Origin of the sequence: Pseudomonas sp. DSV-1 (genome assembly GCF_035830915.1) — a bacterium.
Taxonomy (GTDB): domain Bacteria; phylum Pseudomonadota; class Gammaproteobacteria; order Pseudomonadales; family Pseudomonadaceae; genus Aquipseudomonas.
In genome coordinates, this window is sequence record NZ_JAYMYG010000001.1 from 5105827 (window position 1) to 5123349 (window position 17523).

16 protein-coding genes are annotated in these 17523 nt (G+C 54.6%); 5 read left to right on the top strand and 11 right to left on the bottom strand.

What is annotated here, in order from left to right; translation table 11 throughout:
* The first annotated feature begins 34 nt into the window (after window positions 1–34).
* Window positions 35–931 (top strand): GTP cyclohydrolase FolE2, encoded by an 897-nt coding sequence (gene folE2, locus VSQ83_RS23680; protein WP_133074927.1) that lies wholly within the window; start codon window positions 35–37, stop codon window positions 929–931.
* Entirely contained in the window at window positions 928–1488 is a 561-nt protein-coding gene (locus tag VSQ83_RS23685; protein WP_133074928.1) for a gamma carbonic anhydrase family protein, read from the top strand. The genes folE2 and VSQ83_RS23685 overlap by 4 nt, the downstream gene beginning before the upstream one ends.
* On the opposite strand, the gene VSQ83_RS23690 is transcribed toward VSQ83_RS23685, so the two are convergent.
* Window positions 1489–2007, bottom strand: coding sequence for a DUF3617 domain-containing protein (locus tag VSQ83_RS23690; protein WP_133074929.1), 519 nt, complete (start codon window positions 2005–2007; stop codon window positions 1489–1491).
* Window positions 2008–2142: 135 nt separating this feature from the next.
* Here VSQ83_RS23690 and cls point away from each other — a divergent pair, with 135 nt between their 5' ends.
* Window positions 2143–3582 (top strand): cardiolipin synthase, encoded by a 1440-nt coding sequence (cls, locus tag VSQ83_RS23695; protein ID WP_219261970.1) that lies wholly within the window; start codon window positions 2143–2145, stop codon window positions 3580–3582.
* A gap of 108 nt (window positions 3583–3690) precedes the next feature.
* Complete coding sequence (locus VSQ83_RS23700) at window positions 3691–4182, top strand: hypothetical protein (RefSeq protein ID WP_133074931.1); 492 nt, start codon at window positions 3691–3693, stop codon at window positions 4180–4182.
* Here the strand turns inward: VSQ83_RS23700 and cfaB are convergent.
* Together cfaB and VSQ83_RS23710 are read right to left on the bottom strand one after the other, a co-directional pair.
* The gene (cfaB, locus tag VSQ83_RS23705; protein WP_133074932.1) at window positions 4173–5357 is read right to left on the bottom strand and encodes a C17 cyclopropane fatty acid synthase CfaB; all 1185 of its coding nucleotides are present in this window, start codon (window positions 5355–5357) and stop codon (window positions 4173–4175) included. The two genes, VSQ83_RS23700 and cfaB, sit on opposite strands and share 10 nt — an antisense overlap.
* A 125-nt stretch (window positions 5358–5482) precedes the next feature.
* On the bottom strand, window positions 5483–6817 hold the full coding sequence (locus tag VSQ83_RS23710; RefSeq protein ID WP_326427634.1) for a serine hydrolase domain-containing protein: 1335 nt from the start codon (window positions 6815–6817) through the stop codon (window positions 5483–5485).
* Between the two features lie 296 nt (window positions 6818–7113).
* On the opposite strand from VSQ83_RS23710, the gene VSQ83_RS23715 reads away from it, so the two are divergent.
* Window positions 7114–8064, top strand: coding sequence for a bifunctional GNAT family N-acetyltransferase/nucleoside diphosphate kinase regulator (locus VSQ83_RS23715; RefSeq protein ID WP_326427635.1), 951 nt, complete (start codon window positions 7114–7116; stop codon window positions 8062–8064).
* Window positions 8065–8261: 197 nt separating this feature from the next.
* Here VSQ83_RS23715 and glmS read toward each other — a convergent pair whose 3' ends face one another.
* The 8 genes from glmS to VSQ83_RS23755 all read right to left on the bottom strand — a co-directional run bounded on the left by glmS (window position 8262) and on the right by VSQ83_RS23755 (window position 17520).
* Entirely contained in the window at window positions 8262–10097 is a 1836-nt protein-coding gene (gene glmS, locus VSQ83_RS23720) for a glutamine--fructose-6-phosphate transaminase (isomerizing) (protein ID WP_219261972.1), read from the bottom strand.
* A 9-nt stretch (window positions 10098–10106) separates the two neighbouring features.
* Window positions 10107–10874, bottom strand: coding sequence for a DeoR/GlpR family DNA-binding transcription regulator (locus tag VSQ83_RS23725; protein WP_019828670.1), 768 nt, complete (start codon window positions 10872–10874; stop codon window positions 10107–10109).
* Between the two features lie 266 nt (window positions 10875–11140).
* Window positions 11141–12508, bottom strand: a complete 1368-nt coding sequence (gene glmU / locus VSQ83_RS23730) for a bifunctional UDP-N-acetylglucosamine diphosphorylase/glucosamine-1-phosphate N-acetyltransferase GlmU (RefSeq protein ID WP_326427636.1) — start codon at window positions 12506–12508, stop codon at window positions 11141–11143.
* Between the two features lie 115 nt (window positions 12509–12623).
* Window positions 12624–13043: a F0F1 ATP synthase subunit epsilon gene (locus VSQ83_RS23735; RefSeq protein ID WP_133075339.1), complete on the bottom strand. Its 420-nt coding sequence runs from the start codon at window positions 13041–13043 to the stop codon at window positions 12624–12626.
* A gap of 56 nt (window positions 13044–13099) precedes the next feature.
* Window positions 13100–14479 carry a F0F1 ATP synthase subunit beta gene (gene atpD, locus VSQ83_RS23740; RefSeq protein WP_016782877.1) on the bottom strand — a complete coding sequence of 460 codons (1380 nt, stop codon included), beginning with the start codon at window positions 14477–14479 and terminating at the stop codon, window positions 13100–13102.
* 27 nt (window positions 14480–14506) lie between these two features.
* On the bottom strand, window positions 14507–15367 hold the full coding sequence (atpG, locus tag VSQ83_RS23745) for a F0F1 ATP synthase subunit gamma (RefSeq protein ID WP_133074937.1): 861 nt from the start codon (window positions 15365–15367) through the stop codon (window positions 14507–14509).
* 50 nt (window positions 15368–15417) lie between these two features.
* Window positions 15418–16962 (bottom strand): F0F1 ATP synthase subunit alpha, encoded by a 1545-nt coding sequence (gene atpA, locus VSQ83_RS23750; RefSeq protein ID WP_326427637.1) that lies wholly within the window; start codon window positions 16960–16962, stop codon window positions 15418–15420.
* A 21-nt stretch (window positions 16963–16983) separates the two neighbouring features.
* Complete coding sequence (locus tag VSQ83_RS23755; RefSeq protein WP_046809499.1) at window positions 16984–17520, bottom strand: F0F1 ATP synthase subunit delta; 537 nt, start codon at window positions 17518–17520, stop codon at window positions 16984–16986.
* Window positions 17521–17523: the final 3 nt, after the last annotated feature.

The following is a 17523-nucleotide window of genomic DNA, read 5'->3' on the forward strand; positions in this document are numbered from 1 at the left end:
AACAAAACGCCAACTCCCTCGATGGAAGCCTTTTATGAATGCCCTAACCCTTCCCGACATAGCGTCACAAAACGCTCGACAAGCTATCCCACTTGAATGGGTTGGAATGTGCGGTATTGCGCTGCCAGTCTTGATTGACGGCCAGCGGCTCGCAGCAACAGCTGATGCAGGTGTAAGTCTGGATGACGGTGAAGCCCGCGGGATTCATATGTCACGACTTTATCTAGCGCTAGAAGTGCTCGAGTCGCAGGACCTGAACCCTCTCGTTTTTAAAAAAGTTTTGCAGCAATTTCTAGACAGTCATGACGATTTATCGATCTGTGCCTACCTACGAATTCACACCCACGTGCTGCTAAAACGTCCCGCTTTAGTAAGCCCACTGAGTGGCTGGAAGAGCTATCCGGTGAGTATCGATGCGTCTCTGAAAAACGGAATGTTCCACGTGGAACTAAAAATCGAGGTGGATTACTCATCGACTTGCCCATGCTCAGCTGCCTTGGCCCGTCAGTTAATCCAGCAACAATTCGTCAATGACTTCGCGAACAAGCCACTGCAGCACGCCGAAGTTTTAACCTGGCTTGGTAGTTCTCAGGGCATTGTTGCAACGCCCCATAGCCAACGAAGCACCGCCTACTTGCAGACTCGCCTCAGCACTGAGGTGCAGCAGTTTCCGATCAACCTGCTTATCGATGAAGCAGAGGGAGCATTGGGTACCGCCGTACAAACCGCAGTCAAGCGAGCAGATGAGCAAGCCTTCGCATTAGCCAACGGTCAAAACCTGATGTTCTGTGAGGATGCGGTACGCCGACTGAATGTCGCATTAAAGGTTGTACCGGGAGTGAAAGGCTTCAACCTCAAAGTGGTACACGCTGAAAGTTTGCACAGCCATGACGCGGTAGCCCAAAGCTGCTGGAACTGGAGACCACTATGATCCGTAAAAATCCGTCCGGTGATCTGCCGAAGATCGCCGAGTCAGCCTACGTTGATAGAACCGCGATTATTTGCGGCAAGGTAGTGATTGGCGAGAATGTATTTGTCGGGCCATATGCCGTGATACGCGCCGATGAAATAGACAGTGAGGGTGGCATGCTCCCGATTACTATCGGAGCCAATTCCAATATCCAGGACGGTGTGGTGATTCACTCGAAGTCCGGGGCTGCAGTCACTATTGGTGAAAACACCTCGATTGCGCACCGGTCCATCGTTCACGGACCCTGCCGTATTGGTGATCGAGTGTTTATCGGATTCAACAGTGTGCTGTTCAATTGCGAACTCGGGGACGGGTGTGTGGTGCGGCATAACTCGGTCGTCGATGGCCGCGACCTGCCGGATAAATTCTACGTACCCTCCACAACGCGTATCGGGCCAAACACTGACCTGAGCCAGTTTGCCCCGGTCAGTGTCAGCGCATCGGAGTTTTCAGAGGATGTAGCGCGCACCAATGTCGATCTGGTACGCGGCTACAAGGCGCTACAAAACGAGTTCTAATCAAGTGCGGGGTTTGACTGTTCCACAGTTTTGCCCCAACCAGACAGCACGGGTGTCCATGCTGCCCTTCTGCTGAATCCCGGTCGCGTTAAAGGTGCCATTAACCTGGGTGGTGAATTCACGATCACTGGCAAAAGTTGCCACACCTGCGCCCTGAGCTTTTGGACAACTAAAGCGAAACTTCCACTTATTTCCACTACGCTCAGTGATCTGCTGGTTACATCCCGACTTGGGATCAGTCAGCGGGATGTCATCTGTTTTCACTTGATCAGGGGTGAGGCAGACCCGAACACCTTTGCCTGCCATGGTCAGCCCTTGGCTTTCCAATTGGGCTTTTTGTTCCGGGGTCAGCATATTTTGCAATTGGCCTAACATTACCTGCAGTTCAGGTAATTGTTGGCCGTCTACCTGCATATTGCTGGAGCTCAGTTCCCAAAGCCCCGGCTGCAGCATTTGGGCCTGAGCCACCGGGATCGACAAACCACAGGCCATGAACAACCCAAGCAGACGAACATTCATCAAGTAACTCCTACGCTATTGTCAGCGTTAGACGTCAAAAAAGGGCGAGTGTTGCAACGCACCCAAATGGGGACATTCACTACAGAACGTGGTCTGTCAGTAATTGACATTGAACATTGAGGAGCAAGGATACGCATGGATTATCTAGGCCCGCACATATTTGGTTATCTGATTCTATTAATCCACAGCTTAGGCTTGATTGCTGCCGTACATGCGGTTTTAACCGTCAGGACGGCGCAAGGCTCGATCGCCTGGGCCATGTCATTATTCTTCATTCCTTACATCACACTGATCCCGTACCTGATCTTTGGCCGCAGCACATTTGACGATTACATTCGGGCCCGGCGCGATGCCAATCAGGAGATGCGAGAAGCCATTACTCACCTGAGCTGGCGGCCATGGGTAGAAGAAGCCCTCGCAGCACGCAACTCAAATGCCTATGCATCACTGCGAGCGATGCCCCGGTTAGGGCGCATGCCTTGCCTGGCAAACAACACCGTACGATTGCTGATCAATGGCACCGCTACTTTCGACGCTATTTTCGACGCCATCCGTGCAGCAAAAGAAGTCGTGCTGGTCCAGTTTTTTATCGTTCACGACGATGACCTCGGCATGAAGCTGCATGCATTGCTCCTGGAAAAAGCCGCACAAGGGGTCGCAGTGCATCTGCTCTATGACAGCATCGGCAGCCATGCACTGCCCAGTATTTACGCCGAGACCTTGCGCGCAGGCGGTGTTCAAACTTATGCGTTTGCCACACATGGCGGATGGATCAGTCGCTTCCAGGTGAACTTTCGTAACCACCGAAAAGTGGTAGTGGTAGACGGCGTGCGGGGCTTTGTTGGGGGGCACAACGTTGGGGATGAATACCTGGGCGCCAAACCGCCGCTGTCTCCGTGGCGCGATACCCACGTCGAAGTCACCGGCCCTGTGGTGGCCTGCCTGCAGGAGTCCTTTGCTGAAGACTGGTTCTGGGCCACACGCAAACTGCCCCCCCTGCTCCTGCCCCAGAGTTATCCGGACGGCGGCGTGCTCTGCCAGTTTCTGGCCAGCGGTCCAGCAGACCCGTATGAAACCTGCTCGCTGTTTTTTGTTGAAGCCATCCATGCCGCCAACCGCAGGGTGTGGATTACGACCCCCTACTTTGTTCCCGATGAGGCAGTGTTCTCCGCTTTAAGGCTGGCCGTACTGCGCGGTGTGGATGTTCGAATCCTGATACCGTCCCGCCCGGACCACAAGATTGTGTATGCCGCGTCCAGCCTGTATGCCTTTGAAGCAGTACGCGCAGGCGTGCGGATCTTCCGTTATCAACCGGGGTTTTTGCATCAAAAAGTGGTATTGGTCGACGACGAAATCAGCGCCATTGGCAGCGCCAATATGGACAACCGATCGTTCCGTCTCAACTTTGAAGTGATGTTGCTTACCGTCGACGAAGCGTTCGCCAGACAGGTTGAACATATGCTGCTCGATGACTTCGCCCTGGCCCGTGAAATCACCGAAACGGATATCAAGGCAACCCACCGTTTACAGCAGTTGGGCATGCGGGTGGCCCGGCTGGTTTCACCTGTTTTATAGGCTGTAGGAAGGGTCTGAATTACGCGGTGCAGTCAAAAGAGTCATACAAGATTGCATAAACTGAGCGGCCCGGATAACCCGGGCCGTTCAGCATAAGGAATAAAAACAATGAAATTCTCGCTCCTGGGTTTGCTCTTCAGTATCAGTACATTAGCTTCAGCTCAAGCCAAAACACCTGCTCCGGCACCCGCGCCACCATTTATCAATGTGCAAATCGGTCAACCTACGTATATCCACCGACTGCACTACAAGAAGATGTACAGCGAAAAACCTTTTGAAGAAGCCGTGCTTTATTACTACGACAACGGTCTCTACAAAATTATTTCCCCGGGCGAAAACCACTACGGCGTGTATGTGGTTGAAGGGGACTTCACTGACGACCAATACCGTATCAGCTACATCTCCCTTCCTTCTCCTGACTGGGGCGGCAACGTTGCCCGCCACGATCTTGTATTCAAAAAAGGGTCACTGACTTTCGAGCAGAAAGCTTTGGCACAGGTAGATCAAAATATTGGCCTCCAGGATGGTCGCTACGTTCTGGACAACAACCCGGTACAAGACCCGATGCCCATCACCTGGGAAAACCACACTCAGCGATAAATGTCCGCACGGGTTGGTGGCAGCTCCAACGAACCATCCGCATGGGGCTTGGTCGCTAAAATTTGATCAATGTTGATCCATCCATGAGCAAAGGCGTAAGCACACCCCGCCAGATACAGCCGCCAAATTCGCAGGGCCTGTTCCGGCACCTGCCTGGCGGCAGCCTCAAGGCTGTGCTCCAGTCGCTGGCTCCAATGCTCCAGCGTGCGCGCGTAATGCAGACGCAAACTTTCGACATCTACCACTTCCAGTCCTGCTTCGCTGATTTCGGCAGTCATCATCGACAGATGCGGCAACTCCCCGTTGGGGAATACATAACGATCGATAAAATCACCCGCCCCCCGGCCTACCTGACGACCATCGGTGTGCTTGGAGGTAATCCCGTGATTCATCACCAACCCGCCCTCACGCACAGCCCTGGACAGGATCTCGCAATACTCACGCAGGTTGGCGTGCCCCACGTGCTCGAACATCCCGACGCTGACGATTTTATCGAACCGCCCATCTTGAGGCAGGTCACGATAGTCCAGCAGTTGCAGATCAACCTTGTCTTGCAGGCCTTCGGCGTTGACCCGCTCGCGAGCAAGTGTGAGTTGCTCTTTGCTCAGGGTGATCCCGAACACCTTGACCCCGTATTCCTTCGCGGCAAAACGCGCCAGCCCACCCCAGCCACAACCAACATCCAATAAATATTCACCGGGTTTGAGTCGCAGCTTGCGACACAGCAAACGAAACTTGGCTTGCTGTGCCTCATCCAGGCTCTCTTCTCCGGTTTCAAAATATCCACAGGAGTAGGCCATGTCGCGGTCGAGCCACAACTGATAGAAGTCGTTGGACAGGTCATAGTGATAGGAAATGGACTCGGCATCTGTGGCCTTGTCGTGATGCACGCGAGGTGGCGTGGTGTCTTCATCATCGTCCAGCAATGCCTGACTCAACTCATCGCACACACGAATGGCTTCGCTGATCGAGCCTTCAAGTTCAAGTCGACCCTCAACAAAAGCGCTGCCCAAAAGGTCCAGACTGGGATGAGTAAACTGAGCCACCAGGGTCGGGTCCTTGACCACAATCGTGACGCTGGGGCTCGGGCCAAAATTGAACTCATGCCCGTCCCACAGCCTTAGCCGTAATGGAAGTTGAAGTTTCTGTAAGGCCGGCGGAAGTTGCGCGAGCATCTGTGTTCCTCCTTCAGTTCAGATCTCAAAACTATAGGTTAGACGAATAACGAACACTGTCAGTTTCGTGGACCAGAGGTGCACACAGATCGTGCGCAACCCGCTAGTGCCGCTTTAGGGTGTAATCACTCCGGGTGAGCGATCAGTTGCTTGGCCAGGGCCTCGAACGCCGGAATGGTCACCGGATCATTCGCCGAGTTGCTGGCAATCGGGTTGGAGGCATAGCGCACAATCACCATCTCGGCTTTCGGGTCGATGTAGGTGCGCTGCCCATAAACACCGCGAGCCATAAAGGCACCATCGGCGTTATGCGTTACCCACCACATGTCACGATAGCTGCTGCCTTTGAGAAGGTCATAACCGGCCTTGGCAAAAGCCGCTTTGTCGCCACCACCACGAATATCATCGATAACCGTTTTGGGCACGATTTGCTGCCCAAGGTACTGTCCGTTATTACGGATCATCTCGCCAAATCGGGCCATGTCCCGCAGCCCGGTATTCAAGCCACCGCCTGCGAACGGAGTGCCGATTGAGTCGACGGTAAAATAAGCAGCCTGTTCTGCGCCAATGCGTTGCCAGATTTTTTCGGAGAGTAACTGTGCAACGTTGCGCCCTGTCACCCGTGCAATCACCCAGCCCAGTACATCGGTGTTAACTGTTTTATAGGCGAATGCCTGGCCGTGCTCACCTTCTGGCTCAACTGTCTGCAAATATTCCATATAGGTTTGCGGGCCGGTGTAGCCCTTGGGTTTTGGCAGCGGGTTACCGGCCTGGGCATGCTTCCAGACTTCAGCATTGGGGTCGGCATAATCCTCGCTGTATTTGAGCCCCGTGGTCATGTCCAGCACCTGACGCAAGGTGGCGTTGCCAAAAGCCGACTTGGCCAGCTCCGGCACATACTCTGCAATTTTTTTATTGGCATCCAGCGTGCCGTCAGCCACCAGCATGGCACCCATGGTGCCAACCACCGATTTGGTCATCGACATTGCGCCGTGCTGACCTTCGGGGTTCAGGACGCCAAAGTAGCGCTCATAAATTATTTTTCCGCGATGCAATACAACAATGCCGTCGGTGTAGTTCGCCGCCAGAGATTGCTCCCAGGTCATCGGTTGCTCGCTGCCCAGTGGCACAAAGGTCAACCCGTCGATATCCGTGCGCAAGGCTTGAGCCAGCGGTACCGGTGCGCCCAGACCACGTGAAACATTGGTGGTGGGCATCAATTGGCGAAAGTTGGAAACACTCCAGCGCATGGCCGGAAACTGGAAATAACTGCCATCGGCAAACCGCACAATGCGATCAGGCGGTGGCGGCGCGCCGACCATCCAGCCCATTTTCGCCGGGTCGCTGGCGGCAGCATCCGGGTAAGTGGTTTTTTCAGTGGCACAGGCAATAGAGGCAGCCAGGCAAGACAGTAAAAAAACTGCGCCGGTACGGGCAGGTTTAAAAAATTGTTTAAACATCGAATATTCCTTTTCAGTTCAAGGCCGCACACCACCTTGCGATAGAAGTGACTGATCTGTATAGCTCATATCCCTCTTATCCACAGCCCGAAAACAACTCGACCCGCAGCGCGGGTCGAGTTGTTGCTACAGAATTTAGAGCATTAAAACTGTTGCAGCTGCTAATGACACGACATCCACGTACGGTCGGATAAAGGGGAAAAAACGGTGGTTTCCTCGAAAATTCCAGGCTATTCGGCATTAGTCGCGTTATGTCTTAAAATAGCCGGTTGCCGAAGAACCGTCATGACCCTGCCATGAAGGGCTTCCATTCTTTACAAATAAGTGTGGTCAAGATGAACAAGCCTTTCATTTCGCTGTGCCCTGAAATTACTCGTGCACACGCGCTGACGTTGATGGATTGGTTGGAGGATGAACGCGTTACCTGCTATCTGAGCGATTCACGTCATGTCTCCCGCTCCATTGAGCAAGCCATTGATCGGACTCAATTGCCGATCCTGACCCATCTATTCAACCAGGGTGGCCGGTTCTTCATGGCCTTTGATAGGCATGACGCCCCAGTGGGTTTTGTCCGTCTAATCAAAACCGGCTCAAATTGCGAGATCGTTCTGGTCATCGGAGACAGCGACAAATGGGGCCGAAACCTTGGTGCCCGCACGATCCGCGAAGGCATGAAACTGGCCTTCCTCGACATGCGGGCCAAGAAGCTCATCGCCAAGATCCACCCGGACAACGCGCGCTCGCTGAAAGCCTTTCTACGCAGCGGCTTTGTGCTTGAGAGCGAATCGCCGACATTGAAGTCATTTTCCATGACGGCGGGGCGCTATCTCAAGCTCTTGCGAGAAGGTGCCGTTGGCGACTCCACCAGGATCTACATCACCGAAATCGACAAGGCCAGGCTCGAGAGTCTGATCGCGCTCGAGCAAGGCCCGGTCGTTGTTGAACTCGAACATGAGCTTGAGCGTGCCATTGTCGTCAAGCCGCAACAGGTGGCGTGCAATGTCGTCACGATGAACTCCAGGGCCTTGCTGCAACTGGACGACGAAGAGATCGAAGTGGCCTTGGTCTACCCTGAAGATGCGGACAGCAACGCAGGAAAGCATTCCGTGTATTCCGACATCGGCGCCGCCATTCTGGGCTATCAGGAGGGGGATACTATCGACTGGCGAATTTCTGATCGGACCCGCCGGATTGAGATCAGGAAAGTGCTTTACCAGCCGGAGGCTGCAGGTCACTTCCACCTGTAATTGAGCCGTTGGCTCAGTGTGCGTCTATCAGCGCGAGGATCCCGGACGGGGCCTCGCATTCCGTGCCTGAACGGCCCGTTGGATGGTCAAGGGTAAGAGCGGAGCCAGATACGAAAGCAGGAGGCGGTAGGACAGACCTGGCCGGCTCCTGCGACAGTTTTAGTTTTCTAAAACACTGCCTGTTATCGCACTGCCACTTATTCCACAGTCACGGATTTAGCCAGGTTACGTGGCTGGTCGACGTCAGTGCCTTTAAGCACGGCCACGTAGTACGACAGCAATTGCAGCGGGATGGTGTAGAGGATCGGTGCCAGCACATCATGGATATGCGGCATGTTGATCACATGGGTGCCTTCGCCATTGGTCATGCCTGCCTGTTCATCTGCAAACACGATCAGCTCACCACCACGGGCACGAACTTCTTGAAGGTTGGATTTCAGTTTTTCCAACAATTCATTGTTCGGTGCAACAGTCACTACCGGCATGTCGTTATCCACAAGCGCCAGAGGGCCGTGCTTCAACTCGCCCGCTGGATACGCTTCAGCGTGGATGTACGAAATTTCCTTGAGCTTGAGTGCACCTTCCATTGCCACCGGGAACTGAGCGCCACGACCCAGGAACAGGGTGTGGTGTTTGTCGGCGAACAATTCAGCCACTTTTTCGACAACCGAGTCCATCGCCAGGGCTTCGCCCAAACGTGCCGGCAAACGACGCAATTCTTCAACCAGCTGAGCTTCAACGCCCGCTTCCAGGGTGCCGCGCACTTGACCTAGTGACAGCGTCAACAGCAACAGGCCTACAAGCTGGGTGGTAAAGGCTTTCGTGGAAGCCACGCCAATTTCACGACCTGCTTGGGTCAGCAGCGTCAGATCAGACTCACGCACCAGCGAGCTGATACCTACGTTGCAAATCGCCAGGCTGCCAAGGAAGCCCAGTTCTTTTGCATTACGCAGAGCGGCCAGGGTGTCTGCGGTTTCGCCCGACTGAGAGATCGAAACAAACAAGGTATCTGGCTGCACCACGACTTTGCGATAACGGAATTCGCTCGCCACTTCGACTTGGCAAGGAATACCGGCCAGGCTTTCAAGCCAGTAACGAGCCACCATCCCGGCGTGGTAGCTGGTGCCACAGGCTACGATCTGAACATTGCGTACTTTGGCGAACAATTCCTTGGCCTGTGGACCGAAGGCTTGTACCAGCACATGGTCCTGACCCAAGCGGTTTTCCAGGGTGCGCTGCACCACTGCTGGCTGCTCGTGGATTTCCTTGAGCATGTAGTGGCGGTATTCACCCTTGTCAGCCGCTTCAGCGCCATCGCTGTACTGCACGGTTTCACGCTGAACGCTGTGGCCATCTATATCCCAGATCTGAACGCTGTCACGATGAATTTCAGCGATATCGCCTTCTTCCAGGTACATGAAGCGGTCAGTTACCTGGCGCAATGCCAATTGGTCGGAAGCCAGGAAGTTTTCACCCAGACCCAGGCCGATCACCAGCGGGCTACCGCTGCGGGCAGCAACCAGACGATCCGGTTGTTTGGCGCTGATCACGGCCAGACCGTACGCACCGTGCAACTCTTTAACAGTGGCTTTGAGGGCAGCAGTCAGGTCGTTGTGGTCTTTGAGTTTGTGCTCAAGCAGGTGGGCAATGACTTCAGTATCAGTGTCCGAAGTAAAAACGTAACCCAGGCCTTTAAGTTGCTCGCGCAAGGCTTCATGGTTTTCGATGATACCGTTATGAACCACAGCCAGATCGGAACCGGAGAAATGCGGGTGAGCGTTACGCTCGCAAGGCGCGCCGTGAGTTGCCCAACGGGTGTGAGCGATGCCCAGTCGCCCTGCCAGTGGTTCACCGGCCAGCGCTTGCTCAAGCTCAGCAACTTTACCGTTGCGGCGCATGCGTTCCAGGGTGCCGTTGTTGGTGAAAACAGCAACACCTGCACTGTCGTAGCCACGGTATTCAAGTCGTTTCAGGCCTTCAAGCAAAATGGCCGTGATGTTGCGTTCAGCGACTGCGCCTACAATTCCGCACATAAAATTCTCCTAGCTTAGGGCCGCGCATAACAGTGTTATGCCCCGGGCCTGAATCTGTTCGCGTGCCTCCAGCGGCAGGCGATCATCGGTAATAAGGGTGTGGACGCTGCTCCAGGGCAGTTCCAGGTTGGGTATCTTGCGACCAATCTTGTCCGACTCGACCATTACGATCACTTCTCGCGCGACGTCAGCCATGACCCGGCTCAGACCCAACAACTCGTTAAAAGTTGTCGTGCCGCGCTGCAGGTCTATGCCGTCAGCACCGATGAATAGTTGATCGAAGTCGTAGGATCGCAACACCTGTTCGGCAACCTGCCCCTGAAAGGATTCAGAGTGCGGATCCCAGGTGCCCCCGGTCATCAGCAACACAGGCTCGTGTTCAAGTTCACTGAGTGCATTGGCGACGTGCAGGGAGTTGGTCATCACCACCAGGCCCGGCTGCAGGCCCAATTGTGGAATCATCGCAGCCGTGGTGCTGCCGCTGTCGATGATGATGCGCGCATGCTCTTTAATCAGGCCAACCGCCGCGCGGGCAATGGCTTGCTTATAAAGTGAAACCGGTTGGGGAACATCACTGACCAGTTCTTGCGGCATGGTGATAGCACCACCGTAACGACGTAAAAGCAGACCGTTACTTTCGAGTGCAGCCAAATCCTTGCGGATCGTAACCTCGGAGGTTTCGAAGCGCTTGGCCAGCTCATCCACACTGACTTCGCCTTGCTCTGCAAGCATGGCCAGGATGTTGTGTCTGCGTTGTGGTGTATTGCGTTTGGACATAACGGCTTAAGTTTCGTTTCGAAAGATAACGAAAGCAATGAAACCTTATCTCGAAATCCCCGTCAAGAAAATGTTGCAGGTTTTTTCTGTGAATAACTCAATGTCGCCCTGTATTAATGGGACCTATCGTTATTCAAAGCGGATAAAAATAAAGCCTTATCCACAGGATGTAGATAAAGCTTTAGGTAACTTATTGATTTTAAACAGTTATAGGATGACTTGTTGATAACCACAGATCGCCAAGCCGATCTGTGGATAAGTTGACATCAAGCCTTTGGCTGCTTAACCGGACGCTTCCAGCCGTCAATATTTCGCTGGCGCGCACGACCGACTGCCAGTTGCTCAGGGGCAACATCCTGGCTGATGGTTGAGCCCGCTGCGGTGGTTGCACCGTTGGAGATATCCACAGGCGCTACCAGAGAGTTGTTCGAACCGATAAACACATCGGCCCCCAACACGGTTTTCCACTTGTTGGCGCCATCGTAGTTACAGGTAATCGTGCCCGCGCCAATGTTGGTGCGTGGCCCGACCTCGGCATCCCCCAGGTAAGTCAGATGGCCGCACTTGGCATCTTCACCCAGGTGGGCATTTTTCAATTCGACAAAGTTACCCACATGGGCACGGGCATCCAGCACGCTACCCGGGCGCAAACGAGCGAATGGGCCGGCATCGCTGTTTTCACCCATCACGGCGCCGTCGATATGGCTGTTGGCTTTAACTACCACGCCTTTGCGCAAGGTGCTGTCTTTGATCACGCAATTGGGGCCAATCACCACGTCATCTTCGATGACCACACGGCCTTCCAGAATCACGTTGATATCGATCAGCACGTCACGACCCACCGTCACTTCACCGCGCACATCGAAACGGGCCGGGTCACGCAAGGTCACACCCAATGCCATCAAGCGTCGGGCTTCGCGTAGCTGGTAATGACGCTCCAGCTCACTGAGTTGCTTGCGATCATTGGCGCCCTGCACTTCCATCGGGTCGTGTGCATGTTCGGTAGCCACGACCAGACCATCATTCACTGCCATCGCAATCACGTCGGTCAGGTAATACTCGCCCTGGACGTTATTGTTCGAAAGGCGGCTCATCCAGTCACCCAGGTGCTGGGTCGGCAACGCCAAAATCCCGGTGTTTCCTTCACTGATGGCACGTTCGGCTTCGGTCGCATCCTTATGCTCAACGATGGCACTGACGTTGCCGTTGGCGTCACGCACGATCCGGCCATAACCGGTCGGGTCGGCCAGGTTCACAGTCAGCAGACCCAATTGCTCAGGGCCGACTTGCTTGAGCAAACGCTGCAAGGTCTCAACTTCGATCAGCGGCACATCCCCATAAAGGATCAGCACATTTTGAGCTGTCAAAAATGGCAATGCCTGGGCCACGGCATGGCCAGTCCCCAATTGCTTGTCTTGCAGCACAAAGTTCAGATCATCAGCTGCCAAACGCTCGCGGACCAGTTCGGCACCGTGCCCGATAACGACGTGGATGCCGGTCGGCATGAGCTGGCGAGCGCTGTGGATAACATGGCCGAGCATGGAGTTACCTGCCACGGGATGCAGAACCTTTGGCACGGATGAACGCATGCGGGTGCCCTGACCTGCAGCGAGAATAACGATATCGAGAGACATGACTGGCTACCAATCCTGGGTGGTCAGCGGTTGCGACCAAAAAGTATTTCGCGGAAAAAGAAAAAGGGTAGCCGAGGCTACCCTTTTTAATCAATCACACAATGAAGCAGGAGGCTTAGCCGCCAAACTTTTTGCGGATTTGCTGAACGGTGCGCAGCTGAGCTGCAGCCTCGGCCAGTCGTGCAGCAGCAGATCCGTAATCGAATTCTGCGCCTCTTTCGTTCAGGGCCTTCTCGGCAGCCTTGACGGCTTCCTGAGCGGAGGCTTCATCCAGGTCGGCAGCACGTTGCACGGTGTCGGCAAGAACCTTGACCATGTTCGGCTGAACCTCGAGGTAACCACCGGAGATGTAAAACACCTCGGCTTCACCACCCAATTTGATCAGGCGGATCGGACCTGGCTTGAGTTCAGTGATCAGCGGAGCATGACCCAGAGCGATACCAAGATCACCCAGGCTGCCGTGCGCAATCACCATCTCGACCTGACCGGAAAAGATTTCTCCTTCCGCACTGACGATATCGCAATGGACTGTCATCATATTAGCCATCTGATTGCCTCAACCTGATTAGCGCCCGTTGCCGGGCGCCGGAATTACAGTTTCTTGGCTTTCTCGATCGCTTCTTCGATGCCGCCGACCATGTAGAACGCTTGTTCTGGCAGGTGGTCGTAGTCACCGTTGAGGATGCCTTTGAAGCCAGCAATGGTGTCTTTCAGGGAAACGTATTTACCCGAAGCGCCAGTGAAGACCTCTGCCACGAAGAACGGCTGAGACAAGAAACGCTGGATCTTACGAGCGCGGGATACCAACTGCTTGTCGGTTTCCGACAGCTCGTCCATACCCAGGATCGCAATGATGTCCTTCAGTTCTTTGTAACGCTGCAACACGTACTGAACGCCGCGAGCGGTGTCGTAGTGTTCCTGGCCGATAACGTTCGGATCCAGCTGGCGCGAAGTCGAATCCAGTGGATCTACTGCTGGGTAGATACCCAGGGAAGCGATGTCACGGGACAGAACGACGGTAGCGTCCAAGTGGGCAAACGTGGTCGCAGGCGACGGGTCAGTCAAGTCATCCGCAGGTACGTATACCGCTTGGATCGAAGTGATCGAACCGTTCTTGGTCGAAGTGATGCGCTCTTGCAGAGTACCCATCTCTTCAGCCAGAGTCGGCTGGTAACCTACTGCCGAAGGCATACGGCCCAGCAGTGCGGATACTTCAGTACCGGCCAAGGTGTAACGGTAGATGTTGTCAACGAACAACAGTACGTCGTTACCTTCGTCACGGAACTTCTCGGCCATGGTCAGGCCAGTCAGTGCCACGCGCAGACGGTTACCCGGCGGCTCGTTCATCTGACCGTAAACCAGTGCCACTTTGTCCAGTACGCTGGAATCCTTCATCTCGTGGTAGAAGTCGTTACCCTCACGGGTACGCTCGCCCACACCAGCAAACACAGAGTAACCGCTGTGTTCCATGGCGATGTTACGGATCAGTTCCATCATGTTTACGGTTTTGCCTACACCGGCACCACCGAACAGACCAACCTTACCGCCTTTAGCAAACGGGCAGATCAGGTCGATAACCTTGATGCCTGTTTCCAGAAGGTCGTTGCCGCCAGCTTGCTCAGCGAAGGACGGTGCTGGGCGGTGAATGCCCCAACGCTCTTCGGTGTCAATCGGGCCAGCTTCGTCGATCGGGTTGCCCAGAACGTCCATGATCCGGCCCAGAGTCGCTTTACCGACTGGAACGGAAATGGCTGCGCCAGAGTCGGTGACTTCCAGACCGCGCTTCAAGCCCTCGGTGGAACCCATCGCAATGGTACGAACCACGCCGTCGCCCAGCTGTTGCTGAACTTCCAGAGTGGTTCCGGCCGCGCTTTGTACTTTCAGCGCGTTGTAGATGCTCGGTACGTTTTCGCGTGGAAATTCCACGTCGATCACGGCGCCGATGATTTGAACGATACGTCCGCTACTCATAGCTGGATCCTCTGAATATTTGAACCGTTAAACCGCGGCAGCGCCGCCGACGATTTCCGAGATCTCTTGGGTGATCGCAGCCTGACGCGCCTTGTTGTAGATCAGCTGCAAATCGCTGATCAAGTCACCGGCGTTATCAGTGGCGTTCTTCATTGCGATCATCCGCGCAGCTTGTTCAGCTGCACTGTTCTCGACCACCGCCTGGTACACCTGCGACTCCACGTAACGCACCATCAAGCCGTCTAGCAGCTCTTTGGCATCCGGTTCGTAGAGATAGTCCCAGTGGTGCTTGAGTTTTTGATCCGGGGTCGCCACCAGTGGAATCAACTGCTCCACAGTAGGCTGTTGCGTCATGGTGTTGACGAACTTGTTGGATACCACGGACAGGCGGTCAATACGGCCTTCCAGGTAAGCATCCAGCATCACCTTAACGCTGCCGATCAAGTCATTGATCGACGGTTCTTCACCCAGATGGCTGATAGCAGCGACGACGTTACCGCCGAAGTTACGGAAAAATGCCGCACCTTTGCTGCCGACCACGCACAGATCAATCTCGACGCCGTTTTCACGGTTTACCGCCATGTCCTTGACCAAAGCCTTGAACAGGTTGGTATTCAAACCACCGCACAAACCACGGTCACTGCTCACAACCACATAACCCACACGCTTAACTTCGCGGTCGATCATGAATGGGTGGCGGTATTCCGGGTTGGCGTTAGCCAAATGCCCAATAACCTGGCGAATACGCTCCGCATAAGGACGGCTAGCAGCCATGCGCATTTGTGCCTTGCGCATTTTGCTGACCGCCACTTTTTCCATGGCGCTGGTAATCTTTTGCGTGCTTTTGATGCTCGCAATCTTACTGCGAATCTCTTTTGCGCCTGCCATGTAACACCTATCAGGTTAGCAAGCGGGAGCCTTGCGGCTCCCGCTGCGGCTTACCAGGTTTGGGTGGCCTTGAACTTCTCGATACCGGCTTTGATGCCAGAATCGATTTCGTCATTGAAGTCACCTTTAACGTTGATCTTCGCCATTAGTTCGGCGTGATCGCGGTTGAAGTAAGCAATCAGCGCTTGTTCAAAGCTACCGACCTTGGTGATTTCGACGTCAGTCAGGAACCCACGCTCAGCGGCATACAGCGACAGCGCCATGTCAGCGATCGACATTGGTGCGTATTGCTTCTGCTTCATCAGCTCGGTAACGCGCTGACCATGCTCAAGTTGCTTACGGGTCGCTTCGTCCAGGTCAGATGCGAACTGGGCAAATGCTGCCAGTTCACGGTACTGAGCCAGAGCGGTACGGATACCACCGGACAGCTTCTTGATGATCTTGGTCTGAGCGGCACCACCCACACGGGATACCGAAACACCGGCGTTCACTGCAGGACGGATCCCGGAGTTGAACATGGCCGATTCCAGGAAGATCTGACCGTCGGTGATGGAAATCACGTTGGTCGGAACGAACGCGGAAACGTCGCCAGCCTGGGTTTCGATGATCGGCAGTGCGGTCAGGGAACCGGTTTTGCCGGTCACTGCGCCGTTGGTGAACTTCTCTACGTACTCTTCGGATACGCGGGATGCGCGCTCCAGAAGACGAGAGTGGAGATAGAACACGTCGCCTGGGTAAGCTTCACGGCCTGGTGGACGGCGCAGCAGCAGGGAAATCTGGCGGTAAGCCACTGCTTGCTTGGACAGATCGTCATAAACGATCAGTGCGTCTTCACCGCGGTCGCGGAAGTATTCGCCCATGGTGCAACCGGAGTACGGTGCCAGGAACTGCAGCGCTGCGGATTCGGAAGCACTGGCAGCAACGACGATGGTGTTAGCCAACGCGCCGTTTTCTTCCAGCTTGCGAACCACGTTGGCGATAGTCGATTGCTTCTGACCGATCGCTACGTATACACAGAAAATGCCGCTGTTCTTCTGGTTGATGATCGCGTCGATCGCCAGAGCGGTTTTACCGATCTGACGGTCACCGATGATCAGCTCACGCTGGCCACGGCCGACAGGGATCATGGCATCGACAGCCTTGTAGCCAGTCTGTACAGGCTGGTCTACCGACTTACGCCAGATCACGCCTGGAGCAACTTTCTCGACTGCATCAGTCTCGGTGTTGCCCAGTGGACCTTTGCCATCAACTGGGTTACCCAGTGCGTCGACAACGCGACCCAGCAGTTCCTTACCAACCGGAACTTCCAGGATGCGGCCAGTGCACTTGGCGCTCATGCCTTCAGCCAGAGTCGTGTATGCGCCCAATACTACGGCACCTACAGAGTCTTGCTCCAGGTTGAGAGCCATACCGAAGACGCTGCCCGGAAACTCGATCATCTCGCCGTACATTACGTCGGCCAGACCGTGAATCCGCACAATACCGTCAGATACGCTGACGACAGTGCCTTCGTTACGGGCTTGGGAGGTCACATCGAATTTTTCGATGCGGCCCTTGATAATTTCACTTATTTCGGAAGGATTGAGTTGCTGCATTGCTCTGCTGCCCCTTCAAACTCAAGATTTCAATGCTTCGGCAAGGCTTGCGAGTTTTCCGCGAACCGAGCCATCGATAACCAGGTCGCCGGCGCGGATGATGACACCACCTATAAGGCTGGCATCCTCCGCAACTTGCAGGCGCACTTCCCGGTTGAGTCGTGCACTGAGAACCTTGGCGAGTTTGTCTTGCTGTTCTTGGTCCAATGTAAAAGCGCTGGTCACTTCTACGTCTACCGACTTCTCTTGTTCAGCCTTGTACAGGTCAAACAGAGCGGCGATCTCCGGCAATAGCGGGAGACGGTCGTTTTCGGCAACGACGTTGATGAAGTTCTGTGCTTCTACAGTGAACTTGTCGCCGCACACGTCAATAAACGTGGCGGCCTTTTCTGCGCTCGTCAGTCGCGGGGCCTTGAGCACGCGCTGCATAGTGTCGTCTTGCGACACTGCTGCAGCCAGGCCGAGCATGGCTGACCAAGAGGCCAGTTGCTGGTGGGCCTGGGCGTGCTCGAAGGCTGCCTTAGCGTAAGGTCGGGCCAACGTGGTCAATTCTGCCATGAT

Bases quoted from the DNA above. Each gene is read 5' to 3' on its own strand.
- folE2 (WP_133074927.1), top strand. From the start codon at position 35: ATGAATGCCCTAACCCTTCCCGACATAGCGTCACAAAACGCTCGACAA.
- VSQ83_RS23685 (WP_133074928.1), top strand. From the start codon at position 928: ATGATCCGTAAAAATCCGTCCGGTGATCTGCCGAAGATCGCCGAGTCA.
- VSQ83_RS23690 (WP_133074929.1), bottom strand. From the start codon at position 2,007: ATGAATGTTCGTCTGCTTGGGTTGTTCATGGCCTGTGGTTTGTCGATC.
- cls (WP_219261970.1), top strand. From the start codon at position 2,143: ATGGATTATCTAGGCCCGCACATATTTGGTTATCTGATTCTATTAATC.
- VSQ83_RS23700 (WP_133074931.1), top strand. From the start codon at position 3,691: ATGAAATTCTCGCTCCTGGGTTTGCTCTTCAGTATCAGTACATTAGCT.
- cfaB (WP_133074932.1), bottom strand. From the start codon at position 5,357: ATGCTCGCGCAACTTCCGCCGGCCTTACAGAAACTTCAACTTCCATTA.
- VSQ83_RS23710 (WP_326427634.1), bottom strand. From the start codon at position 6,817: ATGTTTAAACAATTTTTTAAACCTGCCCGTACCGGCGCAGTTTTTTTA.
- VSQ83_RS23715 (WP_326427635.1), top strand. From the start codon at position 7,114: ATGAAGGGCTTCCATTCTTTACAAATAAGTGTGGTCAAGATGAACAAG.
- glmS (WP_219261972.1), bottom strand. From the start codon at position 10,097: ATGTGCGGAATTGTAGGCGCAGTCGCTGAACGCAACATCACGGCCATT.
- VSQ83_RS23725 (WP_019828670.1), bottom strand. From the start codon at position 10,874: ATGTCCAAACGCAATACACCACAACGCAGACACAACATCCTGGCCATG.
- glmU (WP_326427636.1), bottom strand. From the start codon at position 12,508: ATGTCTCTCGATATCGTTATTCTCGCTGCAGGTCAGGGCACCCGCATG.
- VSQ83_RS23735 (WP_133075339.1), bottom strand. From the start codon at position 13,043: ATGACAGTCCATTGCGATATCGTCAGTGCGGAAGGAGAAATCTTTTCC.
- atpD (WP_016782877.1), bottom strand. From the start codon at position 14,479: ATGAGTAGCGGACGTATCGTTCAAATCATCGGCGCCGTGATCGACGTG.
- atpG (WP_133074937.1), bottom strand. From the start codon at position 15,367: ATGGCAGGCGCAAAAGAGATTCGCAGTAAGATTGCGAGCATCAAAAGC.
- atpA (WP_326427637.1), bottom strand. From the start codon at position 16,962: ATGCAGCAACTCAATCCTTCCGAAATAAGTGAAATTATCAAGGGCCGC.
- VSQ83_RS23755 (WP_046809499.1), bottom strand. From the start codon at position 17,520: ATGGCAGAATTGACCACGTTGGCCCGACCTTACGCTAAGGCAGCCTTC.